Below are 21,772 nucleotides of genomic sequence, written 5' to 3' on the forward strand. Positions count from 1 at the left end.
CTATATTTGAAATTTATATAGACTAATAAGAAATGATATCGCTAAAGCAGCAAAAAAACGCCTTCTATGCAGTATTTCAGAAATATTTCCCTTTACTAAAACTATCAATGCCTGATTAGACACATCAATAACCTTTTCTAACTACACCTTTATAAAAACTTACAGTGCTTATGATTAACAACAATCCAAGTTGTATAAATATCATACTTTCAGTAGTATTGACATTAGCATGTGGTATTAATGTTGTAGACGGCTCAATAGCATCTAAGCCGAAAATCGGAAATATAATAGCAGGTATTAAATAAACAAAAAACGGAAAAACGATAGCCAGATATTTATTATTGGTAAATGCTGATATAGCCAGCCCAATTGTTGCATATATCATTCCGAAAATAAAAGACAACACAATAAGTATAAAAATGTACATAATTTGCGACTTAAAAAATATATTTGCAAAGGCTCCAACTACACTACCTAAATATGCTGACTTAATTGGGAAAAATATGCACACAGAAATAAGTATAATAAGCAACGGTAATGCCAATACTATTCCTCCCGCTAAAGCATTTGATATTATTCTTGAAATTGCATATTTATGTTTTGTTTCCCTAATATATATATAATTTAAAAATCCGCTTTGTTTATCAATGCAATATGAATACGAATAAGGAATAGCCGCGATTAAAGGCGCTATTAATGAATAAATACTTGTTGATCCTACGCTATGTGCATAAAAAAATAGACGTAATGCACCCGAATCATTTGCATATTTTATATTAGGATATATTCCAAAAATACAAGACCCAATTGTTAAAAAAAAACCTAACCAGAACGAATATGAACGAAATACCCTATTTAAATCTTGTTTCAAAAAATTATTCATTATAGCTTCCCCTTTATTATTTATTTTGATATATAATAAATAGAATGAGAAAATCACACAATTAAACTTTAATTTTTGAAAATAAAAAGACTTCCTTTTCTATATTCAGCCTTGATAGTAAAAGCAATCATTTGTAAACTTAAAAATCAGTAATGTCAAACATATAACATTTATCAGTATAAAAATATTCCTACAATTAAAAGACACATGTTACTGCTCAGCTATCATAGACGTTACACTATAGATTTTCTCAGTGTCTCATCTCCGCATCACCATTTCAAATCGTTTGGATCACAATAACCGGCTACTTTTCTCGTACATTATTACAATTACGGCTGAGCAGTAATTAATGTTATACGTTCAATAATACATATAAATTTTAATCTTCAGAATCGGGACTCCACGTACCATGTGCTTCAACATCTACAAGCACATTCCATGGGGTATTTAATTGTAGTCTCACTTTTCTTCCTGAAATATTTTCTCCTGTATGATATGGTATCAAAACTCTCGAACGAGGTGTTAGAGCGTATTCATCAGTTATTCTATTGTTACCATAGGCAATTGCTGTCAACAAAGTCTTGCCTCCCCCTATACTAGTATTATGATTTACACCATTAGAACCATTAGCTTTCTCTATAGCAGGAGAATACCATGTACCTACACCTGGTACTATAGTATCATAATTACCTATTGTTCTTGTGGTTTTTGCAAAAATGCATTGACCAGCGCCTAAAAATATCATCACAGCTAATCCTATTGTTAAAATTTTTATTAATTTCATTTTCATTTGTATTCCCCCTCATATAATATGAGTATTCTCGGCAACTTCTGTTGCCTGATATAACTGAATTTCAGGAGACATATTTAAAATTTATCCCCCAAAATTTCATTCTGAAATCATTTTTCGATTTCCAATTCATTTACATCTTTATTTACATTGTAAGAATTTTTTTCTTTGTTTTTCCTTCTTCTAACATATTTGGTTACATTCTATCTTGACTTTTTTTAATCGCCACAATAATCGAAATGGATGGTGTTTTTACCATACTACTTGCTATTGAGGTGATTTTATGTTGGGCGCATGGCGTTCGCATTCTGATTATCAGTCTTTCCTTGTCGAAAATATTCGGCATATTTATGCTTCAGATAAAAATTGTGTCCTTCAATTTTCTGAAGCTTTATCTAAACTCTATAATTTGGATCTTGATGTTCTTAAACCTGTGGTTGAACCTTATTACTCTAATACTGGTTCTCCAGCCAAAAACCAACCTAAAGTTTTTCGGTCTTTTATGCTTATGTCTATGCTTAAGTGCCACAGTATTACTAAATGGGTTTACATGCTTCATCATGATGATCTTTTGTGCTACATGATTGGCGTATCCCCTGATAATATTCCTGGTGTTGGCACTCATTATGACTTGATTAACAGGTTTTGGCTTGAGGATCCTGATATTGAAAGAGACCGACAGGTTTCTCTCCATCCTTTTAAACGCAAACCACGTAAAAAGCTTGCTAAAAATCAGAAGCTTCCACCACGCCACCCTGGTATTATACAGAAATTTGTTGATTTGGCTTTACAGGGTAAAATTTTGAATCAAGGCTTGAGAAGCTTTTTCAACAAATTTTTGCCTATGTTGCTGTTAGGCCTTCCGCTGAAGCCGGTATCCTCGGTGATACTGAAAAACTTTCTATCTCAGGTGATGGTACTTGTATTAAGACTGGCGGAAGTCCTTTCGGTATTAGAACTTGTGATTGTGCTAAAAATGGTATTTTTAATTGCGATTGCCATCGCAAGTTCTCTGACCCTGATGCTCGCTATGGTTGGGATAGTTATCATGAGACTTGGTTTTATGGTTATTCTGGTTATTTTTTGGTTACATATAACGAGGAGCTTAAATCTGATATTCCTATTTATCTTCGCTTAGTTGAGGCTCCTCGTTATGATGGTGTTACTGCTATTGTTGCTTTGTCTGAAGCAAGGGCTTTGTATCCTGATTTTGTTTTTGATAAATTTATTGGTGATTGTGCTCACGATAATCACCCCACTTACCATCTTCTTAATAAGTGGAATATTAAACCTATAATTCCTCTTAACAAGAAGAATAAAGGTAAAAGCCAGTACCAAGGTACTGTTAAAATCAATGAAAATGGTATTCCTGTCTGTATGGCAGGATTACCTATGGTTTACAATGGTTTTATGAAAGACCGCAATAGAATTAAATGGCGCTGTCCTTTTGCAACTGGTAAGGTTGATTCATGCAATTGTAAAGATAAGTGCTCCTCTTCTGATTATGGCAGAACTATTTATACGAAGCCTTCTTTTGACCCTCGCCTATTCACTGCCATTCCACGTGGTTCTGATGAATGGAAGGAGGAGATGAGAAAGCGAACTTCTTCTGAGCGTGTTAATAAAAGGCTTCTTAATGATTATGAGTTAGAGCTATCTAAAACCAGAGGCAAAAAGCGCTGGTCTTTCTGGATTATGATACACTCTATTAATATCCATCTTGATGCTAGATTGAAAAAATCTAAGTTTAATTTTATTTCTATGCTTGATGGATTATTAGATAGAGCAGCATAAACATTATACTTCCATATACTGTTAATTTTAAGCCTATTTTATTAGGTTTTGTTTCTTATACTCTTTTTTTAGATTGATTTGCATTATTTTACATTTTATTTCCTCTTTTCTTATTTTTATCGCAAAGTCATTGTTATTTTTTGTATCTGATTTCTAATTTATGTCATTTTATGACACTGGAAATTAGTTTCCGAAATCAATCTCATCTGGCTCATCCTGCCGTCAAACATCGCATGCATATGGGCAGCGTGGGTGAAAGCGGCAGCCCGATGGAGAATTTGCTGGGTCGGTCGGCTCGCCTCGCACCACCGGTTTTGGCCCGGTTCTCTGCCACGGGTCGGGTAGTAGAACTGACTGTAAAAGTATGTAAAAGGGTTCTTTACTTTCAGAACGAAAATTGTTGACATATTTTGCTATACCTCCTATTTCCTTCTAAATCATGGCCCACAGGTAATATCGCCCTCGCAAACTGCGTAAAGGCAAATGACTGTCATCAAGAAAGTTTGATTATTCTTCGATCTCTACTTTCCATAAAACCTGGTACCGGTGCCATGGCAACGGCGGGCTGATTTCAAAGTTTTTCAGCTTTTTTAAGCTTCAATTCCGTCCCTTGTTGCCGATTTCTTAAGGTAAGTTTCGAACGCATACTTCACTGCCTGGGCATTAAAAGGTGTGCAATCATGAAACTTAATTCCTTTTCTGAGTTGAAAAGTATATATTTTTCCGTCTTCAATTTTCCAGGATTCAGCAAGTAAAGGTTTGATCTTCATGTTAGAATCAAACATTACCAGACCTTCACTGCACAAACAGGCCTTCCCACCCCAACCACAGCTGTAGTCATCCTTGCCGGTAGCAATTTGCAATACTTTCTCTTTTGCTTCTGGGGAACTGGTTGGTGCGGCACATCCAGCCAGCAATACTACCACAACAAGTAAAAAGCAAAAAGATGCTTGAAAACGTCCACTGTCGGAACGAAGCGACGCTGACAATTTTTATATATCATACTGGACGATTTTGTTCAAGTCAGCACTTTGTGACAGAATATGACAGAATAGGGACGTTGTTTACTTGTTGACATATTTCACATTGTGATGTCCCCGATAAAATAGACACACATTAGTGTAATTCACTTTAGATTTCTCCCTTTTGTGGGATCTGCCCGCACCCTCCCTCACCGGGAGGCAGTTGGCCATGCTTTGCATGACCAACTGAGCAAAAGGATAGAGTTCAGTGGGCTGTCAAGGGTAAAGACTCCGTCCCGGCTTCGCCGGCCCTTGACCGCGTGGTACATGTATACTTAGGTAGCAATTTCCAATAACTTGCGGCGTTTAATCTCCATCGGGGACAAATACCCCAGACTGCATGACGTCACTTCCGGTTGTAAAATACTTCAACATACTCAAAAATGGCATATTTAGCTTCTTCACGGGTTTGAACTGACAAAGGTGTACAAGTTCGTTTTTTAAGGTACTGAAAAGCTCTCTGTGCAGGCGTATCTCGTCCACTTTCTCATCATTCTGCAAACCGTATATAATGCCTTTTATCGTCGTATAATCTACACCGTCTGATATTATAGTGCTTTTGTTGCCGTCAAAATACCACTCGACAACGGGCTTCTTGCAAACGATATGTTTTTTCGGTTTGGTTTTTTGCAAATAGATTCTATATTCGCCAGGGTTCATGATAACATCGTAGTCGTCCTCAAAAATATAGGCATTAAGCTTCCCTGCGAACTGCATATTAGCTCCTTCCATAATAGAAAGGTTCATTTCGTACCCGCTATAAACAAACATAATCTCATTTTCTACAGATTCTTTGTTGCAAAAAATAACCAATATACATCACCCCTTTACACCCAGGCTATATAGGTAAATTTGCCAAGAACAGCAAATTTTAAATTAGAATCTGAGCTATCGCCCCATAATACGTAACATGCCACTTTGAACAAGGCTTTTTGTTGGTCTATGCTGACAATTCTGCACCTGATATTGTGGAGCCAGGGGCCGCTACTACTGTACCCCGCCCAATTAACATCAGTGTCCTTAAAAGCAACCGCTACACGAAAGTCCTTCCCCTTAAATTCGGGAGGCAATTGCACCGGAATCAAAGCGGCCTCGCCCTGGCTTGCACTGTCAATACCCACATCGTAAGTGCCTACTTCGCCGGCGTGCAACAAATAATTATATTCCCGCCGGCTTGTTAACCCGCTAATAGCAAAGAACGTTATGCCGTCAAGTTAAAAACAACGGCCTGCTGGGGGAGTGCTCGAATCAGTGTCCAACGCCCACTGAATTTTAACAAAATAAAAACTTAACTATTCCAAGGAATATAAATCACAAATTGCACACCGAGGTAAAATTTTCAGGTTTTATTAGGTCCAACAGTCCCTCATGACGCTCCACAATCTGTTTGATGATGAATAATCCCAAGCCACTATGCTGGCTCATATCCTTGGTGGTATAACCGGCAGCTTTCTCCTCCGCTAGTTCGGTGCGCCGCGGGTCCACCACGATAAGCTTCGCGCCCCGGCGCGCCGCCTGCCTCATTTTATAGCCGATCACCGGGTAAGCTTCCGTGGGATTTATCCCAATCAACAGTGATAATTCCGTCCCTGCAATCTCAGAAATGGAATTGGTCATCGCGCCGCTGTCGAAGGAAGTGGCCAGCCCGGCCACCGTGGGCGCGTGGCAGTTGCGGGCACAGTGGTCTACATTGTTTGTGCCCATCACCACCCTTGAAAATTTTTGCACCAGATAGTTCTCTTCGTTGGTGCACCGGGCGGAACTCAAAGCGGTAAAGGAGTCCGGTCCGTATTTTTCTTTGATTTCTTTGCTTGCTCAAAATCATATGAGTCATTTCAATTTCTTGTTTTGTGGTCATAGTCCTTGCTAATTGCAAAAAATCTTCTGGTCTTTTTTCTGTTCGCTATTCTTTGAATAATATTCTGTTTTCTAACCTCCAGCCTAAACGCGTTATGTTAATCATAACCGGCACAATGAATCACCTTTTAGCACAAGCTTTGTTGGTATACAGCGCTTGATTGTTTTGGTATTATACGGTAACCTTATATCGAATATTAGTTCTGTATAAGGATGACCATGCATGCTAAACGCTTTCTCCAGGGCTGAAGTGTATACACCCCGAAGCCCCCGCAAAAACCAATATTACCGGTGTGTGGAAGCACATTTTGAAGAACTGGAAGGTACATGGGAAGACAGGTACCAAAAGGAGTATGGGTATTGGCGGCCTTATTTGCTGGACGTCATATACAAATATCTGGACTGCGGTGACCTTCATCTGAGTTTTGCCCGGGTGAAATGCGATGACTGCAACCATGAATATCTACTTCCATTTTCCTGTAAACGCCGGCACTTTTGCCCTTCCTGCCATCAAAAACGTGTGGTTGAATTTGGTGAGTTCCTGTATGGAGAGGTGCTGAAACGGGTACCCCATCGCCAATGGGTCTTCAGTATTCCCAAAAGGCTTAGATTATATTTCATGTATGACCGCAGACTTCTGGCCAAGCTGAGCCAATGCGCCTGAAAGGTTCTATCGGTCTATCTGAAGTAAGGGGTTTCGCTGGATGATCCTAATCCAGGCGCTGTCATAGTTGTGCAGACCTTTGGAGATTTTCTGAATTTCAACCCACACCTTCACATCATTGCAACGGATGGCTGTTTTGATAAAGACGGCGGGTTTATGGTTGGGGCCGTACCGGACGCTTCAGCCCTGGAAGGGTTGTTTCGCCTGCAGGTCTTCAAAATGCTAAAAAAAGAAGAGAAAATAACTGATTTTATCATAGAAAATATGATGGGTTGGCATCACAGCGGGTTTAACGTATATTCTGGAGAAGCCATCTGGCCTTCCGACCAGGAGGGAATTGAAAGGTTAGCCCAATACATTGTCCGGGCTCCCATTTCACAGGAAAGGTTGCTCTATATACCGGCATCCGAATCGAATGACTGTGTCGCGCGAGTAATCTATAAAGGCAAAAACAGCGGAGTCCGTAAAACTTTTGTGGCGTTGGATTGGTTGGCCCGGCTTGTTACCCATATTCCCAACAGAGGTGAACAACTTGTCCGGTATTACGGGTACTATTCAAACAAGTCAGGGGGAATGCGCAAAAAAAACAGAGACTGACAGCCAGGCGCCTTCACTAGTTGATTCCGATATTTCAAAAAAGGTTTTCCGCAGAAACTGGGCCCGCCTGATTCAAAAGGTTTACCATACCGACCCGTTGCTATGCCCCAAGTGCAATGGCTTCATGCGCATCATATCCTTTATAGAAGAGGAAGAGACCATCAAGAAGATATTGCTGCACCTGGATCTGTGGATGCCGGGAAATCATGATCTCCCCCAACCTTTATAGGGAGCATCAGTACATTCTGCTTCAAAACCTTCCGGACCGTCTTATGATATAACCAATGATGATTCTGTCCTCCAAATGCCGTATGAGGATGAATATTCCCAGTTGACACCTTATGAGGACTGTATTTAGGGGTATCAAGATAGGTTCACGATTTGGACAGTATAGGGCTATGAGGATTGTTCACGTGTTGTTACATGGAATCTGTCATGGCCTGTTTGATTGTGCGCACATTTTGGCATGAGAGTCTGCATGCCTGTCCTTTTTGGTAAAACAGCCAGGCTATCGTTTATATAAATCCGGTAAAGCAACAGTTTATAGAAAAATTATCGTTAAATTAAGCATAAATCGGCTACAATTTTATGTTTGACGGACAGTAATATAATGTCCATGAAAAAGCAAATTCCTATTCACGAACTGAATATATAATCGAGTAATAGGGGCGGCAAGAGATTATTGAGCTAAAGATATAATCACATTTTTTTATCATTTACAATCTTAGATAGAATAAAGTATAAAAATCCAAAGCCGGAACATATAATAGAAATAATAATCTTAAGTCCCAGGGAATACTCCAAAAAGCTAAGGGAATATAAAAATGAACCCACAAATATAAGTGTGATTAATACTAATTGTAATGTAATATTAGGAATTATTTTAGTAACAATATAAGGCAGTATTCCTACTAGTAGGATGAAATAAGCTGGTATAAAAAGAAATACGGTAGTTATATCAGTGAACAGGGGAAACATATTACCTTTATAGTTTGGCCAAAAGGTAATAACGATGTATAGTGTTGAAATTAATAGAATTAATGAAATTCCTAACCATATTTTATATTTCATCTTATAAGACGATCTCCTTTACTGAAATTATTGTAGCACAAAACAATCCAAGATGCAACCTCAAAGGTCACATCCTGGATTGTTTTCCGGTATATTTGATGAGCTATTAATCAGCAGAAATTATACATTTAACCAGCGATGAGAAAACTTATAAGGCGAAAGCCTCATTAGTAACGATGGGGATTGAAAAATTATTAATAAAATAATGTTGCGAATCTGCAGTGTTATCCTATTCATTAAAAAACTTTAATAGGTATACCACTGGCTTTGCCATACATACTTGTACTGATAATCGCCTACAGAGCTTTCAGATAAAATTAACTCACCTTTATTTTTAGCGGTATAGAAAGCTGTTTTATAACCTGCATTTGGCATTTTTCCATAATATGCTCTACCATAGCAGTTATTATGCAAATCCATAATGTTGCTTACCGTAAAGAACGACTTGAAAAACGAATAACTGGACTTGCAAATTGTGACTAATTGATATTTTAAATCAGGAATATATGCAACTGCATCAGAAAAAGCTTTATTGGCTGCATTATAGTCGCTATAACCTTGGCTTCTGTACGTATTATATCTATTTGTATAATAGTTGGTTACGGGTTCAAGGATTAATATCCCCCATTCATGATTTATTGTAGCAGTCCGTGTTTTCAGGGCTCCTACACCCCCGGTAGAAATGTAATTCCAACTAAAGTGTCTAAAAGCATCTTGCAACATAACATTACTAGGGAATTCTTTTAGGGCTGCATCTCTTGCTTGGTTAGCATAGGTAACTCCAATTTTATATATCTCTGTACTGGTTAAGCCTTCATCTAGATCGAGAACTCCTTCCATAAAGTTGGCTGCTCTTAATTTGGCTTTATTTTGATCATAGTAAGTACCGGTAGCAGTTATTAGTTGATCACTTTTGTCGTTTTTCGATTTGGTTCCATTTAACTTATCAAGAAGCTTTATTGCTTTTTCAGTATTTTGTTGAATTTGGGCTTGGTCTATTTTGGGAAGTTTGCTTTTGTTAAAATCGTCTTCAATAGCTTTAATAGTATTATCAATATCTTGTTGGGTTGTAGTTGTTTCTTCCATTACCTCAATGGGTTCCCCATATTTCACAGGGAATTTATCAACTTCAGCGAATGCAGTTGAGACCATAGAGGATACTATAAGCGCAACGGCTATTAAAATCGTAATAGATTTTTTCTTCAACATCCAAATTACCTCCTCGTATAATTATTTTTGTAGACAATAAATTTGTCTCACATCTTAAAATTTAATAAAGCACATTGATAATTGGAAATTACCTCTTTTTAAAATCATCATTTGGAAATCACATCTATTGCCATGTATCTAAAATATCAAATTAAGTACATGGCACAGGCCGCCACATCTTTTATTTTACGGCCTTTATGTTTACTTTTGAGATAACTTGTAGCATTATTATACTGTAAAGTTAATATGGGACAGGCTTTTGTCCTCCTTGCGGTTTTTCCGCTCTTTTTAGTGTGGTCCCTACACCAGATTTGCCTTTTCTAACGCAATCTCTTTGTCGTATATAAACCCCTGGCAGCAGAGGATTCATGTTTATATACTAATAGCTAATTGCGAGGTTGCTACATAATCTGGCCCACAGTTATCTCAAATTAACTTTCATTTACACCATTACCTTTGAAAGGAGGTGCCATAGCTTTGAATAAACTTTTCGTAGGCATGGATATAAGTTTGGATGATGTCAAGGTTCATATTATCGACCAAGACGGTAACGATGCTTGCCATCGTTTTTCTGTGGATAATAATCCTTCTGGTTGCGATATTTTAGTGTCTCATATCTTGGATTGTTGTAATAAATACAACATTCAGAAGGTTTTTATTGGCCTAGAATCTACTTCAGTCTATGGTTGGCATATTCAGTATTATTTAGCTGACCATGTTTCTTTGAAGCCTTTTAATCCTTCTGTAACTACTTTTAATGCTAATACTGTCAGGGCTTTTAAAAAGTCTCTTGGCGATTTGCCTAAGAATGACTGGGTTGATGCTTTTGTCATTTTGCTGAAAAATTAAGATTTGGAAGGCTTCCTAAATCTTGTCCTGTAGATTTTAGATACCTTGCTCTCCAAAGGCTTACCCGCCATCGCTTTCACATTGTTGATAGTATTGTCAGGGAGAAAAATTATTTCCTAAGTAATCTGTTTCTTAAATTTAGTGGCTTATGTCAGATTAAAGTTTTTAGCAACAATTTTGGTACGGCTGCTACTGAAATATTTAATGAGTTTTTAACTCTTGATGATATTGCGGCTCGACCGCTTGAAGATCTTATTGCCTTTTTAGTTGATAAAGACAGAGACCATTTTAATGACCCTAATGCTACGGCTAAATTACTCCAAGATGCTGTACGCAAATCTTATAGAATCAACACTAATGTAAATGATTCTTTGAATTTTGTTATCAAGTCTTGCCTTGATAATATACAGTATCTTGAAAAGCAGAAGAAAGCTTCTGAAAAGACCATTGCCAATGAAGTCAAAGGATTTAAGAATCAATTTCTTTGTCTTACTTCAGTAAATGGCATTGGTCCAACTATAGCAGCTGGCCTAATATCTGAGATAGGCGGAATATCAAGGTTTGATAATGATAATGCCCTTGCAAAGTTTTCCGGCATATATTGGTCAGAATACCAGTCTGCGGATTTTAAAGCGGAGGACACATATTTAAAACGCACTGGTAATGAGTATCTCAGATATTACTTTATTCAAGCAGCCGACCAACTTAGGAAATATTGTCCTGAGTTTTCACAATACTATGCTCGCAAATTTAATGAAGGTAAAACTCATAAACACAAACATGCTTTAGTTTTAACGGCACGCAAAGCTGTAAGGTTAGTCTTTGCTCTGCTGCGCGAAGAAAAACTTTATAAACCACCAGCAATGAAAGGAGATGATTGTAAATACTAACATAATATCCCATTACCATAATTAACATATATTTCCATTGCTATTTTTAGTAATGGTTAGCTTTGCTATACTCTTTTTTAGCTGTTTTTTTAAAAAATTTTTTAATTTTTTTCAATCACCCCTTGACATATTACCGAAATACTAATTTTTTTGAGATTAAATAAATTGCAAATTCCTTTGAAAAATGGTTAAATAAAATTGTAATAGTGGTTATGGACGGCAATAACAAGGGCACGCGATTGTCAGGTCAGTACCCGGTTGTCTGCCAGATCCACTATTACTTTTTTTGCGGGAGGATCTCGGGATAATTGCCTCAATGTTCTCACCTCCTCTCGAAGAATGAGTATTCTCGGCAACTTCTGTTGCCTGATATAACTGAATTTCAGGAGACATATTTAAAATTTATCCCCCAAAATTTCATTCTGAAATCATTTTTCGATTTCCAATTCATTTACATCTTTATTTACATTGTAAGAATTTTTTTCTTTGTTTTTCCTTCTTCTAACATATTTGGTTACATTCTATCTTGACTTTTTTTAATCACCACAATAATCGAAATGGATGGTGTTTTTACCATACTACTTGCTATTGAGGTGATTTTATGTTGGGCGCATGGCGTTCGCATTCTGATTATCAGTCTTTCCTTGTCGAAAATATTCGGCATATTTATGCTTCAGATAAAAATTGTGTCCTTCAATTTTCTGAAGCTTTATCTAAACTCTATAATTTGGATCTTGATGTTCTTAAACCTGTGGTTGAACCTTATTACTCTAATACTGGTTCTCCAGCCAAAAACCAACCTAAAGTTTTTCGGTCTTTTATGCTTATGTCTATGCTTAAGTGCCACAGTATTACTAAATGGGTTTACATGCTTCATCATGATGATCTTTTGTGCTACATGATTGGCGTATCCCCTGATAATATTCCTGGTGTTGGCACTCATTATGACTTGATTAACAGGTTTTGGCTTGAGGATCCTGATATTGAAAGAGACCGACAGGTTTCTCTCCATCCTTTTAAACGCAAACCACGTAAAAAGCTTGCTAAAAATCAGAAGCTTCCACCACGCCACCCTGGTATTATACAGAAATTTGTTGATTTGGCTTTACAGGGTAAAATTTTGAATCAAGGCTTGAGAAGCTTTTTCAACAAATTTTTGCCTATGTTGCTGTTAGGCCTTCCGCTGAAGCCGGTATCCTCGGTGATACTGAAAAACTTTCTATCTCAGGTGATGGTACTTGTATTAAGACTGGCGGAAGTCCTTTCGGTATTAGAACTTGTGATTGTGCTAAAAATGGTATTTTTAATTGCGATTGCCATCGCAAGTTCTCTGACCCTGATGCTCGCTATGGTTGGGATAGTTATCATGAGACTTGGTTTTATGGTTATTCTGGTTATTTTTTGGTTACATATAACGAGGAGCTTAAATCTGATATTCCTATTTATCTTCGCTTAGTTGAGGCTCCTCGTTATGATGGTGTTACTGCTATTGTTGCTTTGTCTGAAGCAAGGGCTTTGTATCCTGATTTTGTTTTTGATAAATTTATTGGTGATTGTGCTCACGATAATCACCCCACTTACCATCTTCTTAATAAGTGGAATATTAAACCTATAATTCCTCTTAACAAGAAGAATAAAGGTAAAAGCCAGTACCAAGGTACTGTTAAAATCAATGAAAATGGTATTCCTGTCTGTATGGCAGGATTACCTATGGTTTACAATGGTTTTATGAAAGACCGCAATAGAATTAAATGGCGCTGTCCTTTTGCAACTGGTAAGGTTGATTCATGCAATTGTAAAGATAAGTGCTCCTCTTCTGATTATGGCAGAACTATTTATACGAAGCCTTCTTTTGACCCTCGCCTATTCACTGCCATTCCACGTGGTTCTGATGAATGGAAGGAGGAGATGAGAAAGCGAACTTCTTCTGAGCGTGTTAATAAAAGGCTTCTTAATGATTATGAGTTAGAGCTATCTAAAACCAGAGGCAAAAAGCGCTGGTCTTTCTGGATTATGATACACTCTATTAATATCCATCTTGATGCTAGATTGAAAAAATCTAAGTTTAATTTTATTTCCTCTTTTCTTATTTTTATCGCAAAGTCATTGTTATTTTTTGTATTTAATTTCTAATTTATGTCATTACATGATGCTGGAAACTAGTTTCCGAAATCACTCAATATAATTTGATAGATTAAAGTTAATTAGATTCAATTACTTAGTAAAATTCATTCTTTGAATTTTCTTAAACCACCAACCCCTCTGCGAAATTGAATTTTTTTGTAAACAAGCATTGTTGTAGTTTAAGTCAAATTTCCTCACTATTTATCAAGGTATACGACTCCCATTTTTGTAGCTTTACATATGCAATCTCTAATAGATTGTGCATTAATTTCTTCTCCATAATATAGAACAAATTTCTCATACATTTCGTTACAGTTTTTTATAATAATTTTTTTATTTTATGCATAAAAATAGCCCCTAAAGGGCAATTAATATATTTGTTTTACAAATTCACAGTTCTACTACATACATTAGTAACATGCTTGTCATGTGTAACTATAATTATTGTTTTTCCTTCTTCATTTAAATTCTTTAATATTTTCATTATTTCATCCCTATTATCGGCATCTAATGACCCTGTTGGCTCATCTGCTAATATTAGTTCACACGGCTTTAATAAAATTCTTGCTATTGCCACCCTTTGCTGTTCTCCACCGGAAAGTTCATATATTTTTTTCTTTAATGGTATATCTAAACCGACTTTTTTTAATGCATCTATCTTCAACTTTTCTTTTTCTTTTTTTGTTTTTTTGGAATATATGAGTGGGATTTCAAGATTATAATCTATAGTTTCATTATCAATAAGCGCATAGTTTTGAAACAAATACGATACTTTTGTCCTTAATATTCTTATCGCTTTACCTGAACCGATTTGTGGATTTACCTCATCAAATAATTTGATAGTACCGCTTGTTGGTCTCTCTAGCAATCCTATTATATTTAGAATTGTTGTCTTTCCAGAACCACTTCTCCCTGTTATTGCTACCATCTCTTTCTCTTGAACATTCAAATTCATATGGTTTAAAACTACATGGTCACCATAAGCTTTAGTTATATCTATAAGTTCACATACATTTTTCATTTATTAAGCCCCTTTCTTTATTATGTTCACCTTGTTTCTATTCTCTATTACCGTAAGTGAAATAGCAGATGCTAAAAGCTCTACCAAAATAGGTATAAATGCTATAATTAGGTATACTACAATATTAGGCACGTTACTCTCTATGTGTATATTGAACAATCCCAATATAAAAGCTAAAATTTTGTTCAAGTTCATAAAATAGCAAATTACATAGCCAATAAATAACAGTATTATCCATGTTGCTAAAAACAATAAAAAGCATTCTTTATACGTTCTGAAAAAGCCTGTACCAAATATTCTTCGCACAATAAACTTATATTTATATTCGCTGAAAAAAATTATCACATTTTGTACTGCAAGTACTATTATAGCAGCTAATATTACTATCAGTTCCATAATACTCATATTTAAACTTTTTTCTGCACTATATATTTGTTTTAAATAAAATTCACCTGGCAATACTAGTTGTTTTAGACTGTCGTCCAATTTTAATTCTTTTATTGTGGGTTTCAATGTTTTATATGTAAGCAAAGCATCTCTATTGATAAGCCTTACTTTCATCGGGTCACTTAAACCTCCACCAGAAGCACTAGCCTTATCATACATAGTGCTATTCTTTTCTGTCATGACTTGTATAATCGGATCAACTATAACATTGTGTGCCTTAGGAGCTACCTCTGGATCAAAGCTAAATATCTTTTGATTATTAGCAGTCCAAATCACTTCGATATTTTGATTCTGATGATTCTGTATATTTTCTGGAATCATTCCATCTGGAATCTTTTCATTCTTATGATTTTTCTCTATATATTCAAACATCACTTGTAATGTAAGTTTTCTATTTTTTTGAATATTGCTTATTATCTTATCTGCATTGTACCGATATTTATACGGTATTAATACTACCCAATCAGTCGTATCCTCCCGTACATAAACAGGCTTTTTATTTACATCCATCACTGGAAATTGCTTTAAGTAATTAGGATTAACTGTTATTGTCTTAATAAGTTTAGGTATGTTTTTTTCTTTTTCTATTCGTTCCCTTTCTTTCTGTACTTCCGGTGGCAACTCTTGATACTGTGCAGCACAAATGTATATTGAGCCCATCTTATTAAGTATTGGATAAAGCTTACTATATCTCTCTATAAATCCTTCTTCCCAATGACCGTAATCCTCACCAGGTTCTAGTATGCCTCCAATCGGATAAAACACACCATAATCCTTTATCTTTTCCCAGTTTTTCATCTCTTTTTGATTTTTTGATATGTACATAATTTGATTAAACGCAGATAGACCTATTATGATCGCCAATACAGAGCATACAACTTTAAGCACTGTATTTATTGTAAAGATGCCAAAAGTATTTTTATAATTTTTTATTGTATCGCTTATTTTAATCCTTGAAATATAAACGTAAGAAAAAAGCGAAACAATTGTTATTATGATATATATCTTAAGCTGATTCATAATGGTTTTATACAAAAATTGAGCTGTTGTATCTTTTATAAATGCGATAAGTAATAGCGATATGGCTTCGGAAAGAACAAGCATGGTTAAAAGCAGTTTTCCAATCAGCAAATACCATATTCTAATATTTGATATACCATGCATTTTTACTATTCCTATCCTTTTTGATTCGTTAAATATATAGTATATAAATAATATTAATACAATAATTAAAATTACATCATTGTAATTTTTAAAAACTCCACCTGCCCCTCTGTCTAAATCCTTTATACCGCCTTGATCGGTATTTTTAACAAGATTTTCAGAATTGATTCTTTGCTTAGGAATTTCCTTAGAAAGAACTTCATTAAAGTTATCAGTTAAAGTATTTATAAATTTATTAAACTCATCGTCGTTTTGCACCTCTACGTAATAATCGTCAGCCACAGGGAATTCATCGTAAGAGGACTTAAGAGACTTTATTTCAACAAGATCGTTACCGCCAAATTCTTTTAAAACTCCTACTTGACTTGTAACTCTACTATCTTTTGTTGAAATATAAAAGTTACTATTCTGTGTATCATCAGCAGTTAAAAATCTGCCACTTTTAAGTCTGAAAACATCAAAAAAATGAGTTTTATCTGTTAGAAGCACGTATTTTTTGATTTGTGCTTTGTCATTTTTATCAAAAGTTACCTCTGTTCTAAAGATGTTGACATTGCATTGCTTTGCAGTTTTTAAAATTATAGGATAAACTAATTGTGGGCTAGCCAAAGCACCTGCATCGGGAATAACAAATTCTCTTGCAATATTCTTTTCTACATATGCCATTTTACTAAGCTCTTCAGCTCTAGTTTGGTATAATACTGCAGAAAATGAAATTATACATGCTAAGATGAGAAAACCTATTATTGCTTTTTTCATATCATTGATCCCCTATTTAACTTAAAATTTTGCATGCCAGACATTTAAAGTAATTTACAGGGAGAAATTACCGGTAATTCTCTTATCTTCAGAATAATACATATAAGTGTATATGTCTACTGTCCAAAAGTATCAATTTTATTTAAACTTGAACCTATTTTTGTACTAAAGTACAAATCAAGAATAAATTTTGTACTTTTGGATAGTTATATGACTCCAATTTTTGTGGCTTTATATATGCAATCTCTTATAGATTTTGCCTTAAAAATTTTTCTTAATTTATTTTTATGATATTTTACATTGCTTATTGAAACGTATATTTTTTTTGATATCTGGCTATCTGTATACCCATATGCCAATAATTTTAATATCCCTATGTCAATTGCATCTAATCTATTTAATATTTCTTTCGCGCTTAATTCATAATAATCTGATTCTATAGTCTTTTTTAAAAAAAGCAATAAAACTTTATGTACATCATTTATATCATTACAAGTCGTTATATCTATTACTCCTAAAATATTTGAATCTTTATCAAATATAGGAGCAGCTATACAGGACAAATCTTTAAAACATTCTATATAATGCTCTTTTTTTCTTACAAATGATAACTTACCAGTATTTAATACCATTGAAATGGCGTTTGTTCCAGCATTCAATTCATCTAAAACCATCCCACTTTTCATTAAATAGTTTACCTCTGCAGATTTATCAAATGATTTTATATCTAAAACAATACCATTTTTATCTGTTATAATGAGTACGCTGTCAGTTAATGCTATTGTTCCATCTAATTTCTCTACTATATTTTTAAATGCATCAGCCAAAAAATTATTTTCTAATTGAACAGGATTAATATTAGGTATTATTGATTTATTAAGTCCGCTTTTTGAACACCTTCCCCAAGATATTTCAAATATATCTCTATCTTTATCAGTGCTTACGATTTCAATCATCTCTCCTCACCTATAATATCTTTATTCTAATGCCCATAAAATCAAATTTATTTTTCTTATATATTTGATGAACATATCCACTCCCAAAATATATAACAAATTTATTGCCTATTTCGTTACAGTTTTTATAAAAATTTTTTAGTCATAAAAAATTAGACCATAAGCATTATTAATCATATAATTTACATACAGAAATTTTCGTTAAATATCTTACAGAAAAAGTTTTATGATATAATCTTTTTGACATGTTTTAAATTTTGTTCATAAGCATGGACGAGGGAGGGAAGAAATTTGCTCATCTTATTTGACACAATTACAGATGAATGCCAAAGAAAAAAAGTCGAAGATATATATGTAAATTACAGTAGGGATATGTTTAAAATGGCATACAACATTTTAAACGACTATCAATTGGCACAAGATGCTGTCCAATCCGCTTTCATAAATATTATCAATTACATTGAAAAAATTTCTGATTATGACTGTAACAAAATAAGGGCATTAGTTGTTATTATAGTTAGAAACATCTCAATAAATATGTACAATAAAATAAAGAGGCAAAAAAATTTATTTATTGAAGATGCGGATGAATTTTTCCATGATGACTCAGAGCCGTTTGACGAGAAGATAATAAACAGTGACATTTTTAGAAGAGTATCTGAAAAAGTAAAGGAGCTAAAGACAGAGTACGCAGACATTATTTCTTTAAAATACTATTACGGATACTCAAATAAAGACATCGCAAATCTTTTAAACATCACGGAAGACAATGTAAGAGTAAGACTGTATCGTGCGCGGCAAAGCCTTAAGAATGCTTTATACGAGTATAAAGGAGATGTTGAAATATGAAAGACCTTTACAATGAAAAGCTAAAATCTGAAAGCAAAATATTTGAGGCATTGCTGGAATATGCAGGGGCTTGCCATGTAAACAACATAATTAATGAACTGGAAGAAGCCAATAGTGAAGAAATACCTTATCCTAAAGAATTAGACATTAAAATTAGAAAGATGTTAAGACATCACAAAAGAAAAGAAGCAGTCAAAAAATTCTTCATCTCAGCAAAAAAAGCTTTCCCAAAAGTAGCTGTATTCTTCTTTGTGGCTTTTATAGGTTTTACCGTGGCAATAACAACTGTTTCTGCATTTAGGACTCGCGTCTTTAATCTCATAATTGAAATCAAAAAAGATTATACAGACATAAAATTAAAAGAAAACAATGAACCCAGTACGTCTTCTTCCACATCCATGATTCCATCCAACTGGGATAATGAATATTATCTTTCATACGTGCCACATGGGTTCAAGATAAGCAAGGTAGAGTCACAGGAAGTAACCAAAATCATTCAGTATACAAATGACAAAGGCGATTTCATAATTTTCAGCCAAAGCTCAAACGAAAACACTGACATGATGGTAGACACAGAAAATGCCATCACACAAAAGATAGATATAAACGGCCATGAAGGCATATTAGTTGAAAAAAATGGGCTAAACACGATCGTTTGGCGTAAAGATAATAACTTATTTTCCCTCATGTCAAAGATCGATAAGAATGAACTTATAAAAGCTGCTAAAAGCGCAAAAATAAATAAATAAAGTTAATTTTTTAGTTTTTTTCAAGGAAGCTATTAACAAAGGAAAATAATTATTTCCATACAAATAAAATTCATTTTGCAGTGTAACAAAATACCCTCTAAATTTGTATATATTATATAGAAAACTATATTGAGGGGAATTAATGTTGAATAAATCTATTCTTAAAATTATTTTAGTATTTTGTTTAATTGTAATTTTGAATTTTATAATGTTCTATGGAATATTTACTTTATATGGAGCAATTCATCCATAAATAATGTATTTTAAATTACTAATATATTAAGGAACATATCTGGATAAGAGGTTTTTAACTAAAACTTGTTAAAATGTGAGAATGAAGATAGTTTGTCATGTTTATTGGCAAAGCAGTACTGACACTCATTTAATATATAGCTTACATAGAAAAGTGAACATTATTTGTGTTTTTCATCAAAATAAAAAAACAGCACCATCTGAATATAGTGCTGTTCTTTTATTCATTAGTAGATTTTTACCTCCAAATGCTTAATGATCCCAGTATAGCTTAATGCAGCAAAAGGGCAAACCTGACAGAATAAATGACAAAATTAGGTCCGGCATATTTTGCTGCTACGCCAATCAACACAAAAATACCCGTTCCTATTATGGCTCCAATGCCAAAAAGAATAAGATCAAACCAGCTTAATGATTTTTTTAATGCATGTTTTTCATTATTTGTGTCTTAATTATCATGTCAAGAGACTTTTTTCTTAATGTATTTATATTTCCTTCATCTTTGTGAAATATCACCAAATGTTATCCCTCTATATTTTTAATTGTAATTAATTAAGATATATTTTCCGTTGATTTTTTATGATTTTATTATATAATAATTTAATTTCGGCAATTGTACAAATAAGTTTTTAAGTGTTCAGAATTTTTAATAATAAGGTTTAAAAAAATAACGCCATTAAGCGTTAATTATTTCCTCGGTGGTCTTGGACCATAATATTGATAATATGTAGTTTTTATCATGCCATTATAAAGTTTTCTCCTTTTTGTAGCTTTTTTGCCAAAGAGTTTCTCAAATTCATCATGGGATGTTATTATGTAGTATGACCATGTATCAAAACTTTTGAAGATGTGTCCCATCTCACGATATAATCTTTCTACTTCTTTTAATTCTCCCATCCTCTCGCCATATGGAGGATTACATATTATTATCCCATATTTATCATCTGTCTTTAAGTCCTTTAATGGAACGTTCTTAAATATAATAAATTCGTCAACACCGGCCTTCTCGGCATTGCTTTTTGATAGTTTAACAGCATCATTATTAATATCATATCCTTTTATATTTAGCTCAACATCCTTTTTTATTAAATCAAAGGCTTCTTTACGTGTATCCAACCACAATTTTTTAGGAATCTTTCCCCATTTTTCAGCTGAAAATTCTCTATTTAATCCCGGTGCTATATTTAAACCAATAAGTGCTGCTTCTATTGCTATAGTACCAGAACCGCAAAACGGGTCAAGAAGAGGCCTATCATATCTCCAATCGCTTAACATAACCATGGCAGCTGCTAACGTTTCTCGGAGAGGCGCTTTGTTTGATATAGCCCTATAACCCCTTTTATGCAAACCTTCACCACTTGTATCAAGCATCAATGATGCTTTATCCTTCATTAAAGAAAACTTTATTCTGTACAATGGGCCATTTTCTTCAAACCACTCTTTCTTATATTTCTTTTTTAACCTCTCAACAACAGCTTTTTTTACTATTGCTTGGCAATCTGGAACGCTGTGCAATTTCGATTTAAGTGAATAACCATCAACGGGGAATTTCCCATTCTCTGGTATCCAGTCTTCCCACGGTAGTGCCTTTGCGCCTTCAAATAATTCGTCGTATGTTGTCGCATCAAATTCTCCTAATTTAATTAATATTCTCTCGGCAGACCTTATCCAGACATTTGCTTTACATATTGCAGTTTCATCACCAATAAATGTCACCTTCCCATCTTCAACTTTTATATCATCATAGCCAAGTGACTTTAGTTCCTTTGCAACTACAGATTCTATTCCAAATAACGTTGGTGCTACAAGCTCTAATTTTGACATA

Annotated in this window: 19 protein-coding genes and 1 pseudogene; 9 read left to right on the forward strand and 11 right to left on the reverse strand. The window is 34.5% G+C overall.

What is annotated here, in order from left to right; all coding sequences use genetic code 11:
* Positions 1-124: 124 nt before the first annotated feature.
* Positions 125-883: a membrane-spanning protein gene (locus tag CPG45_RS03775; protein ID WP_096230698.1), complete on the reverse strand. Its 759-nt coding sequence runs from the start codon at positions 881-883 to the stop codon at positions 125-127.
* Between the two features lie 379 nt (positions 884-1,262).
* Positions 1,263-1,673, reverse strand: a complete 411-nt coding sequence (locus CPG45_RS03780; protein ID WP_096230699.1) for a hypothetical protein — start codon at positions 1,671-1,673, stop codon at positions 1,263-1,265.
* A gap of 283 nt (positions 1,674-1,956) precedes the next feature.
* Between CPG45_RS03780 and CPG45_RS17315 the strand changes: the two genes are divergently transcribed.
* Both CPG45_RS17315 and CPG45_RS17320 read left to right on the forward strand, forming a co-directional pair.
* Positions 1,957-2,811, forward strand: coding sequence for a hypothetical protein (locus CPG45_RS17315; RefSeq protein WP_231968984.1), 855 nt, complete (start codon positions 1,957-1,959; stop codon positions 2,809-2,811).
* Positions 2,757-3,467, forward strand: coding sequence for a transposase (locus CPG45_RS17320; protein ID WP_231968986.1), 711 nt, complete (start codon positions 2,757-2,759; stop codon positions 3,465-3,467). Before CPG45_RS17315 ends, CPG45_RS17320 begins: the two co-directional genes overlap by 55 nt.
* 222 nt (positions 3,468-3,689) lie before the next feature.
* Here the strand turns inward: CPG45_RS17320 and CPG45_RS18105 are convergent, their stop codons facing one another.
* The 4 genes from CPG45_RS18105 to CPG45_RS03810 form a co-directional block, all read right to left on the reverse strand.
* A complete protein-coding gene (locus CPG45_RS18105) occupies positions 3,690-3,893 on the reverse strand; it encodes an ABC transporter ATP-binding protein (protein WP_157732436.1) in 204 nt (67 codons plus the stop codon).
* Positions 3,894-4,057: 164 nt separating this feature from the next.
* Positions 4,058-4,456 (reverse strand): ABC transporter substrate-binding protein, encoded by a 399-nt coding sequence (locus CPG45_RS18015; protein WP_284697563.1) that lies wholly within the window; start codon positions 4,454-4,456, stop codon positions 4,058-4,060.
* Positions 4,457-4,795: 339 nt separating this feature from the next.
* Entirely contained in the window at positions 4,796-5,302 is a 507-nt protein-coding gene (locus CPG45_RS18110) for a hypothetical protein (protein ID WP_096230701.1), read from the reverse strand.
* Between the two features lie 498 nt (positions 5,303-5,800).
* Complete coding sequence (locus CPG45_RS03810) at positions 5,801-6,292, reverse strand: molybdopterin-dependent oxidoreductase (protein WP_197702851.1); 492 nt, start codon at positions 6,290-6,292, stop codon at positions 5,801-5,803.
* A 277-nt stretch (positions 6,293-6,569) separates the two neighbouring features.
* Here CPG45_RS03810 and CPG45_RS18115 point away from each other — a divergent pair, with 277 nt between their 5' ends.
* Both CPG45_RS18115 and CPG45_RS03820 read left to right on the forward strand, forming a co-directional pair.
* On the forward strand, positions 6,570-7,010 hold the full coding sequence (locus CPG45_RS18115; protein ID WP_096230703.1) for a transposase zinc-binding domain-containing protein: 441 nt from the start codon (positions 6,570-6,572) through the stop codon (positions 7,008-7,010).
* 63 nt (positions 7,011-7,073) lie between these two features.
* Positions 7,074-7,607, forward strand: a complete 534-nt coding sequence (locus CPG45_RS03820) for a transposase (RefSeq protein ID WP_255405167.1) — start codon at positions 7,074-7,076, stop codon at positions 7,605-7,607.
* Positions 7,608-8,924: 1,317 nt separating this feature from the next.
* Here the strand turns inward: CPG45_RS03820 and CPG45_RS03830 are convergent.
* Positions 8,925-9,887, reverse strand: a complete 963-nt coding sequence (locus CPG45_RS03830) for a hypothetical protein (RefSeq protein ID WP_096230706.1) — start codon at positions 9,885-9,887, stop codon at positions 8,925-8,927.
* Between the two features lie 498 nt (positions 9,888-10,385).
* Between CPG45_RS03830 and CPG45_RS03835 the strand changes: the two are divergent.
* The 3 genes and pseudogenes from CPG45_RS03835 (at position 10,386) to CPG45_RS17335 (ending at position 13,759) form a co-directional block, all read left to right on the forward strand.
* Positions 10,386-11,626: pseudogene (locus tag CPG45_RS03835) on the forward strand (IS110 family RNA-guided transposase).
* A 601-nt stretch (positions 11,627-12,227) separates the two neighbouring features.
* A complete protein-coding gene (locus tag CPG45_RS17330) occupies positions 12,228-13,082 on the forward strand; it encodes a hypothetical protein (protein ID WP_231968984.1) in 855 nt (284 codons plus the stop codon).
* Positions 13,028-13,759 (forward strand): transposase, encoded by a 732-nt coding sequence (locus tag CPG45_RS17335; RefSeq protein ID WP_231968989.1) that lies wholly within the window; start codon positions 13,028-13,030, stop codon positions 13,757-13,759. Before CPG45_RS17330 ends, CPG45_RS17335 begins: the two co-directional genes overlap by 55 nt.
* A gap of 373 nt (positions 13,760-14,132) precedes the next feature.
* Here the strand turns inward: CPG45_RS17335 and CPG45_RS03850 are convergent, their stop codons facing one another.
* The 3 genes from CPG45_RS03850 to CPG45_RS03860 all read right to left on the reverse strand — a co-directional run bounded on the left by CPG45_RS03850 (position 14,133) and on the right by CPG45_RS03860 (position 18,097).
* Positions 14,133-14,771, reverse strand: coding sequence for an ABC transporter ATP-binding protein (locus CPG45_RS03850; RefSeq protein ID WP_096230708.1), 639 nt, complete (start codon positions 14,769-14,771; stop codon positions 14,133-14,135).
* A gap of 3 nt (positions 14,772-14,774) precedes the next feature.
* The gene (locus CPG45_RS03855; protein ID WP_096230709.1) at positions 14,775-17,141 is read right to left on the reverse strand and encodes a DUF1430 domain-containing protein; all 2,367 of its coding nucleotides are present in this window, start codon (positions 17,139-17,141) and stop codon (positions 14,775-14,777) included.
* 206 nt (positions 17,142-17,347) lie between these two features.
* Positions 17,348-18,097: a LuxR C-terminal-related transcriptional regulator gene (locus CPG45_RS03860; RefSeq protein WP_096230710.1), complete on the reverse strand. Its 750-nt coding sequence runs from the start codon at positions 18,095-18,097 to the stop codon at positions 17,348-17,350.
* Positions 18,098-18,388: 291 nt separating this feature from the next.
* On the opposite strand from CPG45_RS03860, the gene CPG45_RS03865 reads away from it, so the two are divergent.
* Together CPG45_RS03865 and CPG45_RS03870 are read left to right on the forward strand one after the other, a co-directional pair.
* The gene (locus CPG45_RS03865) at positions 18,389-18,946 is read left to right on the forward strand and encodes an RNA polymerase sigma factor (RefSeq protein ID WP_096230711.1); all 558 of its coding nucleotides are present in this window, start codon (positions 18,389-18,391) and stop codon (positions 18,944-18,946) included.
* Positions 18,943-19,695: a DUF4367 domain-containing protein gene (locus tag CPG45_RS03870; protein ID WP_096230712.1), complete on the forward strand. Its 753-nt coding sequence runs from the start codon at positions 18,943-18,945 to the stop codon at positions 19,693-19,695. The genes CPG45_RS03865 and CPG45_RS03870 overlap by 4 nt, the downstream gene beginning before the upstream one ends.
* 939 nt (positions 19,696-20,634) lie before the next feature.
* Here the strand turns inward: CPG45_RS03870 and CPG45_RS03880 are convergent.
* Positions 20,635-21,771, reverse strand: a complete 1,137-nt coding sequence (locus CPG45_RS03880; protein WP_096230713.1) for a THUMP domain-containing class I SAM-dependent RNA methyltransferase — start codon at positions 21,769-21,771, stop codon at positions 20,635-20,637.
* Position 21,772 lies beyond the last annotated feature (1 nt).

Origin of the sequence: Thermoanaerobacterium sp. RBIITD (assembly GCF_900205865.1) — a bacterium.
In the GTDB taxonomy this organism is placed as follows: Bacteria; Bacillota; Thermoanaerobacteria; order Thermoanaerobacterales; family Thermoanaerobacteraceae; genus Thermoanaerobacterium.

Coding starts and splice junctions, on each gene's coding strand:
- CPG45_RS17315 (WP_231968984.1), top strand. CDS start 1,957: ATGTTGGGCGCATGGCGTTCGCATTCTGATTATCAGTCTTTCCTTGTC.
- CPG45_RS03880 (WP_096230713.1), bottom strand. CDS start 21,771: ATGTCAAAATTAGAGCTTGTAGCACCAACGTTATTTGGAATAGAATCT.
- CPG45_RS03870 (WP_096230712.1), top strand. CDS start 18,943: ATGAAAGACCTTTACAATGAAAAGCTAAAATCTGAAAGCAAAATATTT.
- CPG45_RS03850 (WP_096230708.1), bottom strand. CDS start 14,771: ATGAAAAATGTATGTGAACTTATAGATATAACTAAAGCTTATGGTGAC.
- CPG45_RS03855 (WP_096230709.1), bottom strand. CDS start 17,141: ATGAAAAAAGCAATAATAGGTTTTCTCATCTTAGCATGTATAATTTCA.
- CPG45_RS03780 (WP_096230699.1), bottom strand. CDS start 1,673: ATGAAAATGAAATTAATAAAAATTTTAACAATAGGATTAGCTGTGATG.
- CPG45_RS03860 (WP_096230710.1), bottom strand. CDS start 18,097: ATGATTGAAATCGTAAGCACTGATAAAGATAGAGATATATTTGAAATA.
- CPG45_RS17330 (WP_231968984.1), top strand. CDS start 12,228: ATGTTGGGCGCATGGCGTTCGCATTCTGATTATCAGTCTTTCCTTGTC.
- CPG45_RS03775 (WP_096230698.1), bottom strand. CDS start 883: ATGAATAATTTTTTGAAACAAGATTTAAATAGGGTATTTCGTTCATAT.
- CPG45_RS03830 (WP_096230706.1), bottom strand. CDS start 9,887: ATGTTGAAGAAAAAATCTATTACGATTTTAATAGCCGTTGCGCTTATA.
- CPG45_RS18115 (WP_096230703.1), top strand. CDS start 6,570: ATGCTAAACGCTTTCTCCAGGGCTGAAGTGTATACACCCCGAAGCCCC.